This is a genomic window from Microcoleus sp. D3_18a_C4 (genome assembly GCF_036702415.1).
In the GTDB taxonomy this organism is placed as follows: domain Bacteria; phylum Cyanobacteriota; class Cyanobacteriia; order Cyanobacteriales; family Microcoleaceae; genus Microcoleus.
In genome coordinates, this window is record NZ_JAUBTI010000131.1 from 1 (window position 1) to 16,206 (window position 16,206).

Annotated in this window: 13 protein-coding genes and 1 tRNA gene; 6 read left to right on the plus strand and 8 right to left on the minus strand. The window is 46.4% G+C overall.

What is annotated here, in order from left to right; genetic code table 11:
* The first annotated feature begins 384 nt into the window (after positions 1 to 384).
* The 5 genes from QUB16_RS30205 (at position 385) to QUB16_RS30225 (ending at position 6,118) form a co-directional block, all read left to right on the plus strand.
* Entirely contained in the window at positions 385 to 1,014 is a 630-nt protein-coding gene (locus QUB16_RS30205) for a response regulator transcription factor (RefSeq protein ID WP_333321865.1), read from the plus strand.
* Positions 1,015 to 1,154: 140 nt separating this feature from the next.
* On the plus strand, positions 1,155 to 3,317 hold the full coding sequence (locus QUB16_RS30210) for a flotillin family protein (RefSeq protein ID WP_333321849.1): 2,163 nt from the start codon (positions 1,155 to 1,157) through the stop codon (positions 3,315 to 3,317).
* 292 nt (positions 3,318 to 3,609) lie between these two features.
* The gene (locus tag QUB16_RS30215) at positions 3,610 to 4,173 is read left to right on the plus strand and encodes a ferric reductase-like transmembrane domain-containing protein (RefSeq protein ID WP_333321851.1); all 564 of its coding nucleotides are present in this window, start codon (positions 3,610 to 3,612) and stop codon (positions 4,171 to 4,173) included.
* A gap of 102 nt (positions 4,174 to 4,275) precedes the next feature.
* Positions 4,276 to 5,628 carry a WD40 repeat domain-containing protein gene (locus QUB16_RS30220; RefSeq protein ID WP_333321853.1) on the plus strand — a complete coding sequence of 451 codons (1,353 nt, stop codon included), beginning with the start codon at positions 4,276 to 4,278 and terminating at the stop codon, positions 5,626 to 5,628.
* 205 nt (positions 5,629 to 5,833) lie between these two features.
* Positions 5,834 to 6,118 carry a DUF2470 domain-containing protein gene (locus tag QUB16_RS30225; RefSeq protein ID WP_333321854.1) on the plus strand — a complete coding sequence of 95 codons (285 nt, stop codon included), beginning with the start codon at positions 5,834 to 5,836 and terminating at the stop codon, positions 6,116 to 6,118.
* 188 nt (positions 6,119 to 6,306) lie between these two features.
* Here the strand turns inward: QUB16_RS30225 and QUB16_RS30230 are convergent, their stop codons facing one another.
* The 3 genes from QUB16_RS30230 to QUB16_RS30240 form a co-directional block, all read right to left on the minus strand.
* Positions 6,307 to 7,551: an MFS transporter gene (locus QUB16_RS30230; RefSeq protein ID WP_333321856.1), complete on the minus strand. Its 1,245-nt coding sequence runs from the start codon at positions 7,549 to 7,551 to the stop codon at positions 6,307 to 6,309.
* Between the two features lie 214 nt (positions 7,552 to 7,765).
* The gene (locus QUB16_RS30235; protein ID WP_333321858.1) at positions 7,766 to 8,953 is read right to left on the minus strand and encodes a glycosyltransferase family 4 protein; all 1,188 of its coding nucleotides are present in this window, start codon (positions 8,951 to 8,953) and stop codon (positions 7,766 to 7,768) included.
* 251 nt (positions 8,954 to 9,204) lie between these two features.
* Entirely contained in the window at positions 9,205 to 10,929 is a 1,725-nt protein-coding gene (locus tag QUB16_RS30240; protein ID WP_333321859.1) for a DUF2079 domain-containing protein, read from the minus strand.
* Positions 10,930 to 10,982: 53 nt separating this feature from the next.
* Here QUB16_RS30240 and QUB16_RS30245 point away from each other — a divergent pair, with 53 nt between their 5' ends.
* Entirely contained in the window at positions 10,983 to 12,221 is a 1,239-nt protein-coding gene (locus tag QUB16_RS30245; protein ID WP_333321861.1) for a histidine kinase, read from the plus strand.
* Positions 12,222 to 12,400: 179 nt separating this feature from the next.
* On the opposite strand, the gene mutT is transcribed toward QUB16_RS30245, so the two are convergent.
* From mutT to QUB16_RS30270, 5 genes are all read right to left on the minus strand, one after another.
* Positions 12,401 to 12,805, minus strand: a complete 405-nt coding sequence (mutT, locus tag QUB16_RS30250) for an 8-oxo-dGTP diphosphatase MutT (RefSeq protein WP_333321862.1) — start codon at positions 12,803 to 12,805, stop codon at positions 12,401 to 12,403.
* A gap of 202 nt (positions 12,806 to 13,007) precedes the next feature.
* Positions 13,008 to 13,349 (minus strand): DUF760 domain-containing protein, encoded by a 342-nt coding sequence (locus QUB16_RS30255; protein WP_172187001.1) that lies wholly within the window; start codon positions 13,347 to 13,349, stop codon positions 13,008 to 13,010.
* A gap of 221 nt (positions 13,350 to 13,570) precedes the next feature.
* Positions 13,571 to 14,530: an RNA polymerase sigma factor, RpoD/SigA family gene (locus tag QUB16_RS30260; RefSeq protein WP_015174477.1), complete on the minus strand. Its 960-nt coding sequence runs from the start codon at positions 14,528 to 14,530 to the stop codon at positions 13,571 to 13,573.
* A gap of 480 nt (positions 14,531 to 15,010) precedes the next feature.
* A complete protein-coding gene (locus tag QUB16_RS30265) occupies positions 15,011 to 15,787 on the minus strand; it encodes an RNA methyltransferase (RefSeq protein ID WP_333321864.1) in 777 nt (258 codons plus the stop codon).
* A 73-nt stretch (positions 15,788 to 15,860) separates the two neighbouring features.
* Positions 15,861 to 15,942: transfer RNA gene (locus tag QUB16_RS30270), tRNA-Leu, on the minus strand.
* Between the last annotated feature and the right edge of the window lie 264 nt (positions 15,943 to 16,206).

The window sequence follows — 16,206 nt, forward strand, 5'->3', positions numbered from 1 at the left end:
CCGTCCAAAAAGGACGGGCGGGACGCCCATCCCACAATAACAATTAAAATTGTAAGTTATTTAATTCGCGATCCTAATGTGCACATTTCGCACCATATAGCAATCCTAAATAAGTAGTAAATTTTTTACCCGACCCCCACCCTCCCCTTACCAAAGGGAGAGAGTAAGAAATTCACAAATGATTTAGGATGACTATATAGCACTCCTAAATCATTTGCATAATTATTGTAGGGGCAATCCCACGCTCGGTTGCCCGATAGATAGGGGGTAGGCACTCTTAGCACTACCCCTACAAATTTATCTGAATCATTTAGGATGACTATAGATAGTAAGTTGGGAGTGAGAACTTCAGTTTTTTTTGATAAGATTAACAGGGTAAACATGATTAACCAATCAAATATTATTCGTGTTTTAATTGCCGACGATCATTATATTGTGCGGCAAGGTTTAGTGGCGCTGCTGGATAATGAATCAGATTTAACTGTTGTCGCACAAGCTAGCAACGGACAGGAAGCATTAACAATGTTCCGCGAATATCAGCCCGATGTCACCCTTATGGATATGCGGATGCCCCAAATGGATGGAGTCGCCGCCATTGCTGCGATTTGTGCGGAGTTTTCCAGCGCCCGGATTGTGGTGCTGACGACTTATGACGGCGATGAAAACATTTATCGCGGATTGCAAGCTGGTGCAAAGGGCTATCTGCTTAAGGATGCGGAACCAGAGGAGCTTTTAGCAGCAATTCGGGCTGTTTTTGAGGGTAAAAAGTATATTCCGCTGGCAGTGGGTGTTAAGTTAGCCGATCGCCTGAGTGGGCCTGAATTGAGCGATCGCGAATTAGAAGTCATCCGCCTCATAGTCGCGGGTAAAAGCAACAGCGAGATTAGTGAAGTTTTGCACATCAGCGAAAGTACCGTCAAGTTTCACGTCAACAATATTTTGAGCAAAATGGGAGTTAGCGATCGCACGCAGGCCGCGATTTCCGCATTAAAACGGGGGATTGTCAGCCTGTAGTTTAATTATAAGTATTTTTACTGAGAAATATGACTATTATGACGGCAAATAATGATAAATAAGACCTTAAGTTTTACGCCAAAACTTTTTAGTAAGGCTAAGCTGGAGCTCCTAGGACAAATTAGCCCTGCTCAAAAAAAATGCTTTATTCATTTTTGTCCAAATCTCAAGTCAAAGTCCGCTTTTTAAAACAGTTTGCAGCCGCTGTTTCGGCGTCTTTAGCACTTAGTGCAACAACCAGTTTGAAACCCTCGCCGGTATTAGCAGCTAGCAATATCCCCCCCGCAAATCAAACCTCGACTCAGTTAGTCGCAAAACCTGATTCTAGCTTGCAGTTAGGGCAGTTACGCAGCACTGTTCCGGTGCAGACAATGCAGCTCGATCCGGGCGGATTTATCCCGATCGCGATCGGCGGTATGATAATTATTCTGGTGCTGCCGCTATTTTTTGGCGGATTGGTAGTAATTGGCGATCGGGAAGTTGGCATTGTCAGTAAAAAGTTTAGCTTCGGCGGCAAGTCTTTACCGCCTGGAGATTTAATTGCCTTAAACGGAGAAGCTGGATATCAAGCTGATACTTTGCCCCCCGGTTGGCATTGGGGTTATTGGCCTTTGCAATACAACGTTCGCAAAGAGTCTCTGACTGTAGTTCCCCAAGGTGAAATTGCCCTGATTATCGCAGCAGGTGGTAAGTCAATTCCACCGCAGCGCATCCTCGGCAAAATCACAGACTGTGACAATTTTCAAGATGCTCGCCAATTCCTCAAAGGCGGCGGCGAAAAAGGTAGACAACTAGGCATCTTGACTGGTGGTAGCTATCGAATTAATACAGCATTATTTACAGTAATTACAGCGGCAAATGCTGCCAAACACGGGATGACACCGGAACAATTAAAGCTGTACAGAATTGCCCCAGATAAAGTAGGAATTGTCACAACTTTTGACGGCATTCCAATTCAAGATGGCGAAATTGCCGGCCCGATTATTCCGAATCACGACAACTTCCAAAACGCGCAAAAATTTATCACCGCCGGCGGGCGGCGCGGTTTGCAGGAACAGGTTTTGCTTTCCGGTTCGTGGAACTTAAATCCTTGGTTTGTCGGGGTTGACCAAGTGGCGATGACCGAAATCCCGATCGGCTATGTCGGCGCGGTTATTTCCTATGTCGGCAAAACCTCAGAAGATGTGAGCGGCGCTGCTTTCACTCACGGAAATTTAGTAAATGTGGGCAATAAAGGGGTGTGGGTGACTCCTCTTTATCCGGGGAAACATCCGCTGAATACTCGCATTTTGAAAGTAGAGTTAGTGCCGACTACTAATATAGTATTGAATTGGTCTGGTAAAACAGAAAGGCACAGTTACGATTCTAAACTTTCGTCTTTAACCGTGCGTTCTCAAGACGGTTTTGCCTTTGATTTAGAAGTAGCTCAGATTATTCACGTAGGAGCTTTGGATGCTCCAAAAGTGATTTCTCGCGTAGGTTCGATGCAGAATTTAGTAGACCACGTTTTGCAGCCGACAATTGGGAATTATTTCCGCAATTCGGCTCAAGCTTATTCTGTATTAGATTTTCTCTCCGCAAGAAGCGGCAGACAAGCGGAAGCCGCCGAGTATATCAAAGCAGCTTTGCGTACCTACGACGTGCAGGCAATTGATACTTTAATCGGGGATATTTTGCCGCCTGCAGAGTTGATGCAAACTCAAACAGATCGCAAAATTGCTGAGGAACAGTGCAAGACTTATGAGGTGCAGCAATTAGCACAAACTCAGCGGCAACAATTGGTGCGGGAAACGGCGCTGGCTGAGATTCAACAAGAGATGGTGAAATCGGAACAAGGCGTGAAGATTTCTGAGTTGAAAGCGAATTCTCAGGTGAAACAAGCTCAAGGCGAAGCTGAGTCGATTCGGGTGAAGGGAAATGCTCAAGCTGAAGCTTATCGCGCGGGTGTTGTAGCTTTGGGAGGTTCTGGTTATACGGCTTTGCAGTTAATGCAAATTATAGGCGATCGCAACGTGCGAGTTGTGCCGGATGTTGCGGTAACAGGCAACGGTAGCGGTGGCGGTTTGGTTGATGGTTTGCTGGGAATGATGTTGTGGAATCAAACGAGCAAAAATGGAGAAAATGGCGGGGAGTTACCGTTAGTTAACCTACAGAAATCGGAACCTGCAGCCAAGTTATCAGTAGCCCAGGTGAATTCTGTTAAGCCGTCGGCATCTCGCGCTAATTCCCCTGTTGCCAATTCTGAGGCTGATATTGATTCGCGATTTGATGAATTGCCGTTTGACGATCGATCTTTTAGTTAGGCTGTGCAGTTTGTAGTGAGGACTTCAGTCCTCTCTCTGTTATTGAAAGGGGGTATTACCAGTTTGTAGTTTGGCGCGATACCTAGCCAAAAGTTCAGGTAATCTCCTCAACCCAAGGTCCGCTAATTCTGACCTTTTTTTATAGGTAAAAACTCAACTTTTAACCAGCTATTTTTGGGAATAAGTGTTATAAGCTTAAAACTTAATTGACATTGCGACTTCAAAAGGTTAGCCTAGCTTCAATTGGAGTTTACCTACTTAGCAATAAGAGCAAGTTATGCAATTTTCAACGATGAATTTAGATACATTCTCTCAGGCGAGTTTCCTGGGATTCGCGGCCTTAACAGCTTATATTCTGACACTGCTTCCCACAAATTTGAGAATTGTTTTCCCTCTCACCAAAAAAACTGGCTTTCCCCAATGGCTGCTGAAAAATCGCCGTTTCATTGGTCTGCTCTCTTTCTTTTTAGCTGTAGCTCACGGATTCATCTTTTTCAAACAAAGAAACTTTGATGTCTTCGATCTCAAAACTTATTTTGTTTACTTCCAGGGAGTATCAACCTTCATTATTTTTACTCTTTTGGCTATCACCTCTAACGATTGGAGTGTGAAAAGGCTCAAGAAAAATTGGAAAAAATTGCAGAGTCTCACTTACCTTGCTATGTTTTTAGTAACCTGGCATATCTGGGATAAAATGGCCGATCACTGGACATATTTAACGCCTGTTGGAATTGCAGCGATAACCGCCATAATATTTTTATTCCTCTGTCGCACCTGGATTGAGCGCCAATCTAAACCACAAAAACATCAGCCAACCGCAGACAAAGTAACAGTGCTAAATAAAAGTGTTGGATAGCATTTATCAAAGTGAGAATCCAGCCGCAACCTCCGCGATAATTTTGGGGAATTGAAATAGGGAAGTTTATTTTACATAAACTTAGTTTTGGACATCATGTTTATGAGATCAAAAGAAGTTAAATGGAAAAGTATAGCGTTGACATTAACAGCAGTTGTAACTGCGGCGGGCATCGGCTTCTATAGGTATTTTGCGGAATTAGAAACAACTGTATCGCAGTTTAAATCGGGGTTGCTCACTCAATATTCTAGCAGTTTTAAAGATAATTCTGGGTGGATTTACGCGATCGCACTCAGTCCAGACGGCAAAACTTTAGCCAGCGGCTGTTATGGCGGCATTATCAAAATCTGGAACCTGCAAACCGGCGAATTGCTTTACACCATAAAAGCACATACCGATGCAATTGAATCCCTCGCCATTAGTCCTGACGGCAATCTTCTGGCTAGCGGGAGTTGGGATAACCGGATTAAATTGTGGAATCTCAAAACCGGCATACTCATCAATACCTTGAAAGGTCATGCGGATGATGTCAAGGCAATAAGTATCAGTCCTGATGGAAGGTTACTCGCTTCTGGTAGTACCGACAAAACTGTAAAATTGTGGAATTTGGCCGATGGCAAACTACTCCGCACACTTCAAGATTCAGACTGGATTAAATCTGTCGCTTTTAGCCCGAACAGTAAAATTTTAGCAACCGGTAGCGAGGATGGAACTATCAAGATTTGGTGGCTTGATGATGGCGGCAATTACACCCTGACTGGGCATTCCGGGCCGGTGAACTCAGTTGCCTTCAGTCCTGACGGGAAAACTTTAGCGAGTGGCAGTGCGGATAAAACTGTTAAGCTGTGGCAGTTTACAAATGGCAAAGTTCTGCACACATTAACAGGACATTCCGGCCCGGTTCTCTCAGTTGCTTTTAGCCCGGATGGACAGGCTTTAGCTAGTGGCAGCTACGACAAAACTATTAAGCTGTGGAACTTGAAAACAGGTGAACTGATAACAAATTTTGCGGAGCATTCTAAGCCAGTTTGGTCAGTCGCTTTTAGTTCTCAAGATACTGTCTTAGCCAGCGGTAGCGCAGATGAAACTATTAAGCTTTGGCCTGTACCTGTTCCGCTTGCGACTCAGGTTAACTCTCCAGCATCAGAGGTAGAGGCAGCACCTTCTGAAATTATCTCCCCCGGTGAAATTGCACATTTGAACCGGAAAGTTTACGACCAAATTGACAAGAGTTGGCGCTCGACTCCCACCTTCAGCACTTCATTAGTTTATCGCGTTGCCGTGAATGAAGAAGGGGTAATTACAGATTGTCAGCCGCTGAACCAAGCAGCAGGTGATTTTATTCAAGAAGTTTCTCTTTCTTCGTTTCGTAAAGTTGCTCATCAACCAAAGCATTTTCGTCAATTTAAGGTAGTGTTAAAACCCTCTGGGGTGCTTGAGGTCAGCCCGTGGTAAGGGGTAATTAATCCTACTAATTATCTAGAGACTTCTGTTTGATTATGAATTTTGTAATTACTGAAGCGCTCGATATTATTGTCTTCAGGTTCTTCCTTCTTTCTCCTTTTCTCTCACTCATAACTCTTGATGCAATTCCTCCCTATTGAAAACTTTGTACCGATCGCAGTACAATCGATCGATATTGCATCTGAGGAATCTCCCCATGTCAGAACAGTTTTCCACTGAGATTAGCGATCGCATCTGCACTCACATGAACGAAGACCACGCTAGCGCTGTAGTGCTGTACGCTCAAGCATTTGGCGGCAAACCGGAGGCGACAGAAGCTCAAATGCTCGCTATTGATGCGAACGGCATGGATTTAACCGCTAAAGTCAACGACGAAACAGTGCCCGTCAGAGTAAATTTCGATCGCACTTTAACCGATGCCGAAGATGCTCACCACACTCTCATTGAAATGGTGAAACAAGCTCGAAAAGTTGCTAAGTAGCCAAATGCTCACGATTCTGTTATAATTTTAACGTTCGCAGTACGGACTTTAGTGCGGCTAAATAGTTGTTAAGGACTAAAGTCCTTAAGCTGTTCTACATTTAAACTGTGTGTCAAAAATCAATAAAACTCTTGTGGGACGGGCTTCTAGCCTGTCCAGATTTTCCAATTTAAATGCGTAACAGCTTATCATCGATTCAAAGCATAAACATCTTTGCCTCGACCGATCGCAAATTTCATCGAATTAGACAAGCCCTTGCTAGACTGAGTAATAAAAACCAGCAAAGCCAAGCCAGCGAGTCCAGCCGCAAAACCAAACATATTTCTGTAGCCAACTTGTTCAGCCACAAAGCCTAAAGTCGGCCCCGCAATCGCAATACCCAAATCAAATCCGCCAATACAAAGCGAAAACAAGCGGCCCCTTTCATGAGGTTCGCACCTGTCCGACATCAGCGTTACCATCATCGGCAAAACTGTACCGCCCGCGCAACCTTCAACCAAAGCTGCTATTAAAAAAGCACTGGTGTTGTTAGCAAAATACAACAATAACATAGATACGGCATAACAGATTAAGCCGCCAGAAATAAACAAGCCGCGACCGTATTTGTCCGAAGCCCGTCCCGTGAGCAACCGTATACCGAAACTGGCGATAGCCGCCGTCGAATAAAATAATCCAGGATTCAAATTAGCCTTAGTTTCTTGGATAAACAAAGGCATAAAAGTGCTCAAAGTTCCAAATACTAAACCAACCACCAATAACACTAAAGCCGGAATCCTCACTCTCGGATTCCAGAGCATTTCCCAGTATTTTTGGCTGTTTTTGTCCTCAGATAGAGAGTCCGATTTTGTTAAATCTGCAAAATTAGGTTCCGCAATTTTGCAGGTAAAAAATACAGCCGTTGCAGCGAAAGCCGCCGACATCGCAAACAAAGGAGTATAACCAACCCAAGCTTGCACAAATCCGCCAATAGCCGGTCCAAATGCTAGACCAATAGGATTCACCAAGCTCATGTTACCGATTAATTCGCCCCGCTTTCCTGGCGGCGACAAATCTGTTACCAAAGCGCTGTAAGCTGTAGTAAAAGCGGCGATACTAATGCCGTGAAAAACGCGAATAAGTAAGAGTAAGGGGATAGATTGAGCTAACAGGTAGCCCAAAGGGGCGATCGCAGCGACTGACGCACCTAGAAGCAAAACTTGTTTTCGCCCCCTGGTGTCGGCTATTTTACCCAACTGCGGCCTCGATAGCAAAAGTCCGATCGCAAATGCACCCATCACAAAGCCAATTTGCTGTTTTGTGCCGCCCACAAATTGAACGTACAGCGGCAAAGTTGGCAGTAGCGAAGCCAAACTCGACCAGAATAGCAGGCCTGCGGTGAATAAAATCAGTAAGCTGCGTCTGGGTTGGGGATCGATTTCCCTAAAAATATTCAAGATGCGAATTCCCTTTAAATCTTCTGAGTGCGCTCAAAGTAAGTTTGAGTGTCTCTATCATTGTGTTACAAATTCTTAAGATTTGCACCAAAAAAGTTGATATTCGACTCACTGTCAACTGTCAACTGTCAACTGTCAACCGTCAACTGTCAACTGTCAACCGTCAACTGTCAACCGTCAACCGTCAACCGTCAACTGTCAAAAAAGAGCATTCTTACCAATCAACCTCAGCCCTTTCCTCCACCACCCGTTCATAAACCCACTGGGTTTCTATCGCCAACTTCGGCCAACTAAACCGGCGTTCCAAATCCTGATAAGCATTGTCAACCAACCACTGCGCGTAACCCGGATTTTTCAAAACCTCCAAAATTCCCCAGGCCAAAGAATCCCGATTGTTTGCCTCAGTAACAACGCCTGTTTTAGTGTGCAGCACCACCTCTGGAAGTCCGCCCGCATCCGAAACCACCACAGGCACTCTTGCAGCAAAGCTTTCTAACGCTACAATCCCAAAAGGTTCGTAAAGACTGGGGAAAACCGCGCAGTCAGCCACCGTCTGGAATTTGTCGAGATGTTCCTCAAACATGAAGCCTGTAAAATAACACTTATTCCAAATTCCTAAATGCCAAGCCAACTGTTTTAGATGGTCTGTATTGCCGCCGCCAACAATTACAATTTTCGCTTTCCCCCCCATTTCCCAAATTACTTTAGGTGCAGCATTTAGAAATACACCAATGCCTTTTTCATAGCTAATTCTTCCTACATAATAGACAATTTTCTCATCATCAGCAGCAAACCTGCGGCGGAAATCCATCGCGTCAAATTCGTGCCAGCGGGGCTTTTTATCTGGTCTAATTCCGTTGTAAATTACCTCTATTTTGTTCCACGGAGTCGATAGTACCCGTTCGGCTTCCCGCCGCATATAATCACTGCAAACAATTACTCGCCAAGCGTTGTAAGCGAGGTCGTTTTCCTTGGCGTTAATATAGCGCTGCCCTTCATTGTGGATGCCGTTGAAGCGCCCGTATTCGGTGGCGTGGATGGTGGCAATTAGCGGTACTTTAAAGGTATGCTTGAGGGCGATCGCCGCATCTCCTACTAACCAATCGTGAGCGTGGATGATATCAAAGGGGCCTTCCTCAAGCATCAGTTTCCCGCCTTGGTGGCCCATGCTTTGGTTGAGGTTCGCCACCCAGTGAAAAAAGTCCCTAGCGTGCCCCACCACCACCCGATGTACACGTATTCCTTCCACCACTTCGTACATCGGCGCGTGGCCGAACTCTACTGTAATTAAGTGAATTTCGTGTCCCAGCTTCACCAATTCTGGATATAGTTCCGATACGTGGCGGGCGATACCGCCTACGATTCTGGGAGGAAACTCCCATGCCAATACCAAAATTTTCATCTTTCTCCCCTCCAAAGCTTTTATATATCTTAATGTTTAGGATTAACAGATTTATTGTATAATTATCAACCTTAATTTTGAGTTGAACGCAAATTTATGCCCAAAGCCTGACTTTTGGCAGCAACAAAGACAGAAAATCATGCCTCAACCGGGTTTTTGCATGAAATTGCTCGATCGCCATTACCTGAAAAAAACAGGTTTCCTCAAGATTTGAGCCACTGAGGGAAGCAATGGCGATCGTGGCTACCAGCTTACCGTTTCTTCAAAATCGGCTCCAATTCGCGGCGAAAACTGGTCCAAGCAGCAACCGATGCAGAATTAGAAACAGCACCCTGACGCATCAAAATCGCACCGTCTTCAAAGCCAACAATTCCGTACTCTCCAGATTTGGACATTCGATCGATCGCCGGTACGATCTCCCGCAACTGTCCCCGTTCCGTGCGAAACGCAGCCTGATACTGCTGCAACTGCCAGAGATCGGCAATTACATATTGCATCTTCACTGCCTTCCCCGCATCATTGCGGAGTTCCAACATCGGAAACCTGAGAATTTCCCGCCTGCTTGACAAAATCGGCACAATAGTATTCGTAGCTGCCACGCTAGCATCAGCAGGAATTTGAGCCAATAGCGGCCGCACTTGCAAAACGTGCTGCCATTGTCTGACGAGAGGAACCTGCACCCAAGGATCGATCGCATCGGGCAAAATCAAAGAAAAAGTCCGATTTGGGTTAGAAGTGAAGGTAAAAAATAGCGACAAGCAGATGCAAAATGCCCAAAAGCGGCGAAACTTTGAAGACGAAGGCAGAGGAAATAAAGCAGAAGGAAAACGCAAGAACATTTTTTCCTCTCTCACCATTCTATCTTCTTCCTTTTGACGCTGGGCCCACCACAGAATCGCCCCATAAAAAAGCCCTGGAACCACAGTCATCGCATAGCGAATATTAATCGCCAGCACCGACTCTCCTTTCGCTAAAAATAGCTTCAGCAGCGGAAATCCAGCTATCATCCAAGAGGCAGGCGCGAAAGCGGGAACCAAAGCTAATGGCAACCACTGGCCAAGGAGGTATCTAATCTTAGCAAAAAACGGCGTAAATAATTGAGCCACCAACCGTCCGGGATTGCTCACCATTCCCCAAATAATTTCTAGAGTCGAAGCTTCATTTCCATCGGCATATTGGCCGAAGCGCTCCATCATAAACCGCTGGGATATATCAGCAGAAAACAAAGGCATAATCAGATTGGTCAGGACGATCATATAACCAAAACTGAGTATGCAGACAGCCAAACCAGTCCGAGGGTAGCGCCGGCTCAAAATCAGGTAAACTCCAACGCCAAATAAAACAACTCCCCCATCTTCTCGCACGGCCAAAATTAAAGTTGCCAGAATCCCAAACAATGGCCACCAGCGCTTCTCCATCGCCAGCAGCAAGCCAAAGACATACAGCGGAATTTGACAAACATCGTGAAAATTGCCCATAGTCGGGCCGATGACCGCGTTAGCGCAGTAATAGCTGACAACAATTGTCGCCGACAGCCTCGGTTCCAGATAGTGTCTGGCGAGAGCATAGAGCACTCCTCCAGCCGCCGTAATTAAAGTCACCTGCAACACCGTCAAAGTGACCGGCGAGGGAAACAGCGAGTAAATTGGCAGCCACAGCATTAGCGCCGGGGTGAAATGCTGCCCCAACCGGTAGTAAGATACCTCCGGGAGCTGGTTTTGGTGAACCACATTAGTGGACAACGCCGAAGAGAGGGAACTCTCAAACAACTGACCCCGAGTGCCGTTCCAAAAAAGTTGATTGAAAATGCCTTGGTCGTAAGTAGCGTAAAAGCTGTAGTAGCGGTGCAGCGTCAGCAACAGGCACAGCACAAAAAAGGCGGCCGCCACTTGAACCACCACCCGCAGCGACTCATTTTTCTTCCATCTCAAAAATATCATCTGCCCGCTTGTAATGAAATTATCGGACAATAGCATAAATCTAAAGTAAGTATTAAATTAAAGTAGAAGTGAAATAACTCGGCTCGGCAATGCTCAATTATTTTCACCCGATCGAAAAGCTCAACAGCGTCCATCCAACACCAGACACCAGCGATACCGACTGTTCTCCCGAACAGCCGGCCAATTCCGCACCGCTTTTACAGCTTTTGCTCTTTGTAGACAAGCGTCCCTCTTCCCGGGAACAGACCAGACACATCCGCAAGTCCCTAAAGGATTTGAAGGCAGAGTGCGACTTTGAGCTTCAAATCATCGATGTAGGAGAACAGCCCGATTTAGCCGAACACTTTAAACTTGTAGCCACTCCCTCGCTGCTCAAAATTCATCCCGATCCGCGACAAACTCTCGCCGGCAGCAATTTAATCGCTCAACTCGAACACTGGTGGCCCCGCTGGAAGCGTTCTGTAGAGGAATACGCAGCTCAACAACAGTCGGCCCCAGCTCTTGCTGAAAGCCTGACTGACCCAAAACCAATCTATTCCGTTGCTTGCGCGGCCGAACTTGTGCAGCTTTCCGATGAAGTTTTTCGCCTCAAACAGGAAAAAGAACACCTGCAAGAGCAGTTGCAGTTGAAAGACCGGATTATTGCGATGCTAGCCCACGACTTGCGTAATCCCTTGACGGCAGCATCTTTGGCTTTGGAGACTTTGGAGTCAAGTCAGAAGGTGAAAGAGGGGGAAAAGTCGCGTTTGACACCGAGTCTGGCGGCTCATTTGATGAAACAAGCCCGCCGCCAAATCCGAATAGTCGATCGTATGATTACAGATATCCTGCAAGCAGCCCGGGGTACAAACGCTCAACTCCACATTGAACCAAAAAGAATCGAACTGGGGGCGATTTGTCAAGATGTAATCCTGCAGTTTCAAGACAAATTTCAGGCAAAAAGTTTGAACTTAGAAACAGACATTCCCGCAGATTTGCCCTTGGTTTATGCCGATCCCGATCGCATCAAACAAGTCATAGTCAACCTGCTTGACAACGCCAGCAAGTACACGCCAGACCGAGGAACTGTTAATCTTTCAATTCTTCACCGCACCGCTTACAAAGTTCAAGTCAGCGTTTGCAACAGCGGCCCGGGAATTCCTGAAGAAGATTGCGCGAGCATTTTTGAAGACAGCTTTCGCTTGCAGCGAGATAAATCAAAAGACGGTTACGGCATTGGACTGTCTCTGTGTCAAGGCATCATCCGCGCCCACTACGGTCAAATTTGGGTAGACTCCGTAGTCGATCGAGGCAGTTGTTTTCACTTTACTCTGCCCGTCCAAAAATAAAAGTTAGCTGTCAATTGTCAGTTGTCAGTTGTCAGTTGTCAGTTGTCAGTTGTCAGTTGTCAGTTGTCAGTAGCAACCGAATTTGATATGACAGCAACCGCGCCCGACGGTTAGGACGTTCTTAATTCCTAAAACCCTTGCGGAAGATTGCTTATTGCTTCTTATTTCTGGTATACGGCTCAAGTTTTCCGCAGTGCAGCAATAATCTGTGCGTTGGCCTGGGGAAAAGTAAATTGGTCAATTTCGTCGAGTGTCACCCAGCGAATTTCCTCGCATTCGATCGTTTGCGGTTCCCCGCTGACGTGGCGGCAGTGGTGCACGTATAGTCTAACTGTAAATTTAGTGTAGTCGTGGTCAATCGTAATCAAGCGATCTCCAACTTCTACCACAATCCCCAACTCCTCCATAATTTCCCGTTTTATGCAAGCTTCGATTGTTTCCCCAGGCTCTATTTTTCCGCCCGGAAACTCCCAGAAACCCCCGTGCAGCCCAGGTTGTCGGCGCTTGTCAATCAAAATTTGTTGGCGATCGTTCCAGATTGCAGCAACGCCGATAACTTTGTGGGCAACAGGAGAAACAGACATATTAATTAGGAATGGGGAATGGGGAATTGGGAATTGGAAATTGGGAATGGCGAATGTAAGAATAATATCAATAATTATTCTATTATTTAATCTAAAATCAACCCTCTAAAATCTCAAATCTCAAATCTCAAATCTAAAATATTAAGCCCCCATCTTGCGAGGGGGGGCTTGACACTTGGATCACTTAAATGTTAAGAATCTACTAATCGTCCGAGCCATGTCTCTCACTGGCTTGTATGGACTTTTCAAAAGTCATTCGCTGTTCGGCATTTTTCAGAAAATAACCGCTAATCATAGCCGAGGCGAGCAATCTACCCAAATGTTCGCGACTGGTAGTCACTGTCACCCCGAAGTGTTCCGAAGGCAAATTCCCCAATAGTCCAACAATATTTCGCTCCATTACTTGAAACACTTCGTGAGAAGTCGGCTTAGACAACTGAGAAACTGTGTCGGGAGCCATTGACTGCACGTATTGCCATAATAAGTTGGCATTTTCTCCGTCTTCTTCAAAGAATTCTGGGGATTTATTAGATGAGTTGCTCACGAGTACCTCCGTTTCAGAAACAGCTTGTTATGTTAGACGCGGGCGGTTAAATTAAATAACCCTTATCTGATGGCTGCTGATCTTTATTACTAAGTAATTACTAATGTAGCAGGACAATCATAGCAACCAAGTGGGCACAACCGAATTAAAAGCGGCGGTTTTTACGATTTTAGATTGGGGATTGCAAGGGGGGGGGACCCGATCGCCAATCCCCAATCTACCTAGCTGGCTAGATAATCGTTGATATCTTGCTTGCGTTTGCGGAGTTTGGTCAAAGCTTCCCGTTCTATTTGCCGCACTCGTTCCCGACTGATGTTGAGACGATCGCCTATTTTGGCCAAAGTTAAGGTTTGCCCGTCTTCTAAACCGAACCGCAAGGCGAGAACTTCTCGCTGTTGCTGAGTCAGTTCCGCCATTAGCTGGTCTAAGTCAGTCCGCAGGGAAGATTGCAGGGCAAAATCTTCCGGGGTAGTACCAGTATCTTCCAACAAATCGCCCAACTCTGTATCTTGATTGTCTCCCACGCGCAAGTCCAGGGAAAGTGGCAGGCGCGCGCGATCGAGATATTCGCGAATCTGTTTGGGAGTCAATTCTAACTCGGATGCCAATTCAGCAGCCGTGGCCGCGCGGCCGAGCTGTTGAGCAAGTTGGCGCTGAGCCTTTTTAATTTTGTTGAGCTTTTCGGTGATGTGGATCGGCAAGCGGATGGTGCGGCCTTTTTCGGCGATCGCCCGGGTAATTGCCTGACGAATCCACCAATAAGCATAAGTAGAAAATCTGTAGCCCTTAGTCGGGTCAAATTTTTCTACTCCCCGCTGCATCCCGATCGTGCCTTCCTGAATTAGATCCAGTAAATCTACGTTGCGCTTGATATATTTTTTGGCCACAGACACTACCAGGCGGAGATTCGCTTCCACCATTTGGCGCTTTGCCCTTTCCCCCTGCTCGATCGTCCGCTGCAACTGTGCCTCAGACAGCCCAACTGCCTGTGCCCATTCAGCCGCCGTCGGGTCGCGGCCTAACTCTTCGGCTAAAATATTTTTCTCCTGATGCAGTGCGGTTGAGCGCTGTACCTGTTTCCCGTAGAGTATTTCTTGCTCATGGGTCAACAAGGGAACGCGGCCGATTTCCCGCAAGTAAGCGCGAACAGAATCTGTATCTGAGGACTTAAGAGTTTTCATGAGCTTTTCCCGCTGAGGATCTGTGCCTCTAAAGGTTTGCGGTAGTCGCAAACCCCTAGCTTTAGCTGGGAAGGAAAGCGGGCGGGGACTTGCGCTTTCCTTCCTTTTAAAGAGGCTTAATTTTATGGTAGCTAGCTACTACTCCCAGTCAGCACCGTCTCAGGTTAGGTTTTGGTTGGGGCGAGCACAATACTACGTTATGTTAAGAATCTTAACATTTGTGAGAGCATTTGACTACACTTCTTCATATTTATTTCATGCCAGCCTGAACTGTTGATACGAGAGTACCCGCTTTCCTGGCTTCACAGTTTGCATCAATATAAACAAAAGCCGCCACATCTCAGAGGGGGAGATTGGTAGAGGGGCAGGGCTGTTTCATTATCTTGTAGGGGCTGCCCCCCGTGGCTGCCCTGAATATGAAGTTACAGATATTGATGAACCCGCCCCAACAGATAATGACTAATGACTAATGACTAATGACTAATGACTTCTTTGCCGCCCCGCTTCGTACATGATGAGGGCTGCGGCGATCGACACATTTAAAGATTCTACGCCACGACTCAGGGGAATTTGGATTTGTCGATCGGCCAAACTCCTCAATTCTTCCGACAAACCAGAGCCTTCGTTGCCCAAAACTATCAGAGTCGGCACTCGCAAATCTACTTCCCAATAACTTAAACTGGCCCCGGCGACGGTTGCTAAAATTTGCATTCCTCGATTTTTATACGCGGAGACTTCGGCGGTTAAATCTGGACTGACTGCCATTGGCAGCTTAAACCAAGCTCCTGCCGAGGCGCGCAGCACTTTGGGGTGGTCTAAATCGGCGCACTCAGCGCTCAGCAGCAAACCGTCGGCATTAGCAGCCGCAGCAGTGCGGACGATCGCCCCCAAGTTGCCGGGATCTTGGATTGTTTCTAGGGCTATTCCTAAAGTTGACAATTTTGCGGGTTCTGTTGCGGTGCGGGGTGCTGTGGCGACAATGCCGTCGGGTTGGACTGTAGTGGCGATCGACTCTAACACTTTTGCACTTACTAATTCTGTGCGATCGGCTAAATTACCAACTTGCTCCCAAAGTTCCCCGTGCTGATCCAGCCATTCGGGAGTGCAGCAAACCGTTGCTAGCGGGTATTTTGCCGCCCAAGCTTCTTCGAGCAAGTGCGTCCCTTCGAGTAAAAATAATTGTTGTTCCCTGCGTCCCTTCGAGCTGTGCAGCTTGCGGATTTCTTTAACTAGGGGGTTTTGAATACTTGTCAACATTGTTTAATTCAGCAGAGCGAATGGGGTTATTGCCTGTATCGGGTTAACCCCAAACTTCCTTCTGCCTTTGGAATGCGGAACCCGGGACTTGAACCCGGAAGGCTTGCACCACATGAACCTGAATCATGCGCGTCTACCAATTCCGCCAGTTCCGCATCGGTCACGAATTACTACTCTGCCATACCTCCGCGAATCTGTCAAGTGTTTTGGGGAATTTATTTTTTTTCTGGGCTGCGAGTAATATTTTGCACAAATTACTGTTGGGGTTGAGAAATCCTTTAGTTTCGAGGATTTACTGTTAGCCAAACATCGCAAAACGCTGTGTAGTTGGGAGCATCTCAGTTTTGTAAAAAGCATTTTTTTGATTGTAGTGCGAGCGTCCCCGCTCGCGTATTGTACAATACGCGAGCGGGGACGCT

What these genes read in the sequence shown, in the direction of transcription:
- QUB16_RS30265 (WP_333321864.1), bottom strand. Translation starts at nt 15,787, where the DNA reads ATGTTGACAAGTATTCAAAACCCCCTAGTTAAAGAAATCCGCAAGCTG.
- QUB16_RS30220 (WP_333321853.1), top strand. Translation starts at nt 4,276, where the DNA reads ATGAGATCAAAAGAAGTTAAATGGAAAAGTATAGCGTTGACATTAACA.
- QUB16_RS30245 (WP_333321861.1), top strand. Translation starts at nt 10,983, where the DNA reads ATGCTCAATTATTTTCACCCGATCGAAAAGCTCAACAGCGTCCATCCA.
- QUB16_RS30240 (WP_333321859.1), bottom strand. Translation starts at nt 10,929, where the DNA reads ATGCTATTGTCCGATAATTTCATTACAAGCGGGCAGATGATATTTTTG.
- QUB16_RS30235 (WP_333321858.1), bottom strand. Translation starts at nt 8,953, where the DNA reads ATGAAAATTTTGGTATTGGCATGGGAGTTTCCTCCCAGAATCGTAGGC.
- QUB16_RS30225 (WP_333321854.1), top strand. Translation starts at nt 5,834, where the DNA reads ATGTCAGAACAGTTTTCCACTGAGATTAGCGATCGCATCTGCACTCAC.
- QUB16_RS30260 (WP_015174477.1), bottom strand. Translation starts at nt 14,530, where the DNA reads ATGAAAACTCTTAAGTCCTCAGATACAGATTCTGTTCGCGCTTACTTG.
- QUB16_RS30210 (WP_333321849.1), top strand. Translation starts at nt 1,155, where the DNA reads ATGCTTTATTCATTTTTGTCCAAATCTCAAGTCAAAGTCCGCTTTTTA.
- mutT (WP_333321862.1), bottom strand. Translation starts at nt 12,805, where the DNA reads ATGTCTGTTTCTCCTGTTGCCCACAAAGTTATCGGCGTTGCTGCAATC.
- QUB16_RS30215 (WP_333321851.1), top strand. Translation starts at nt 3,610, where the DNA reads ATGAATTTAGATACATTCTCTCAGGCGAGTTTCCTGGGATTCGCGGCC.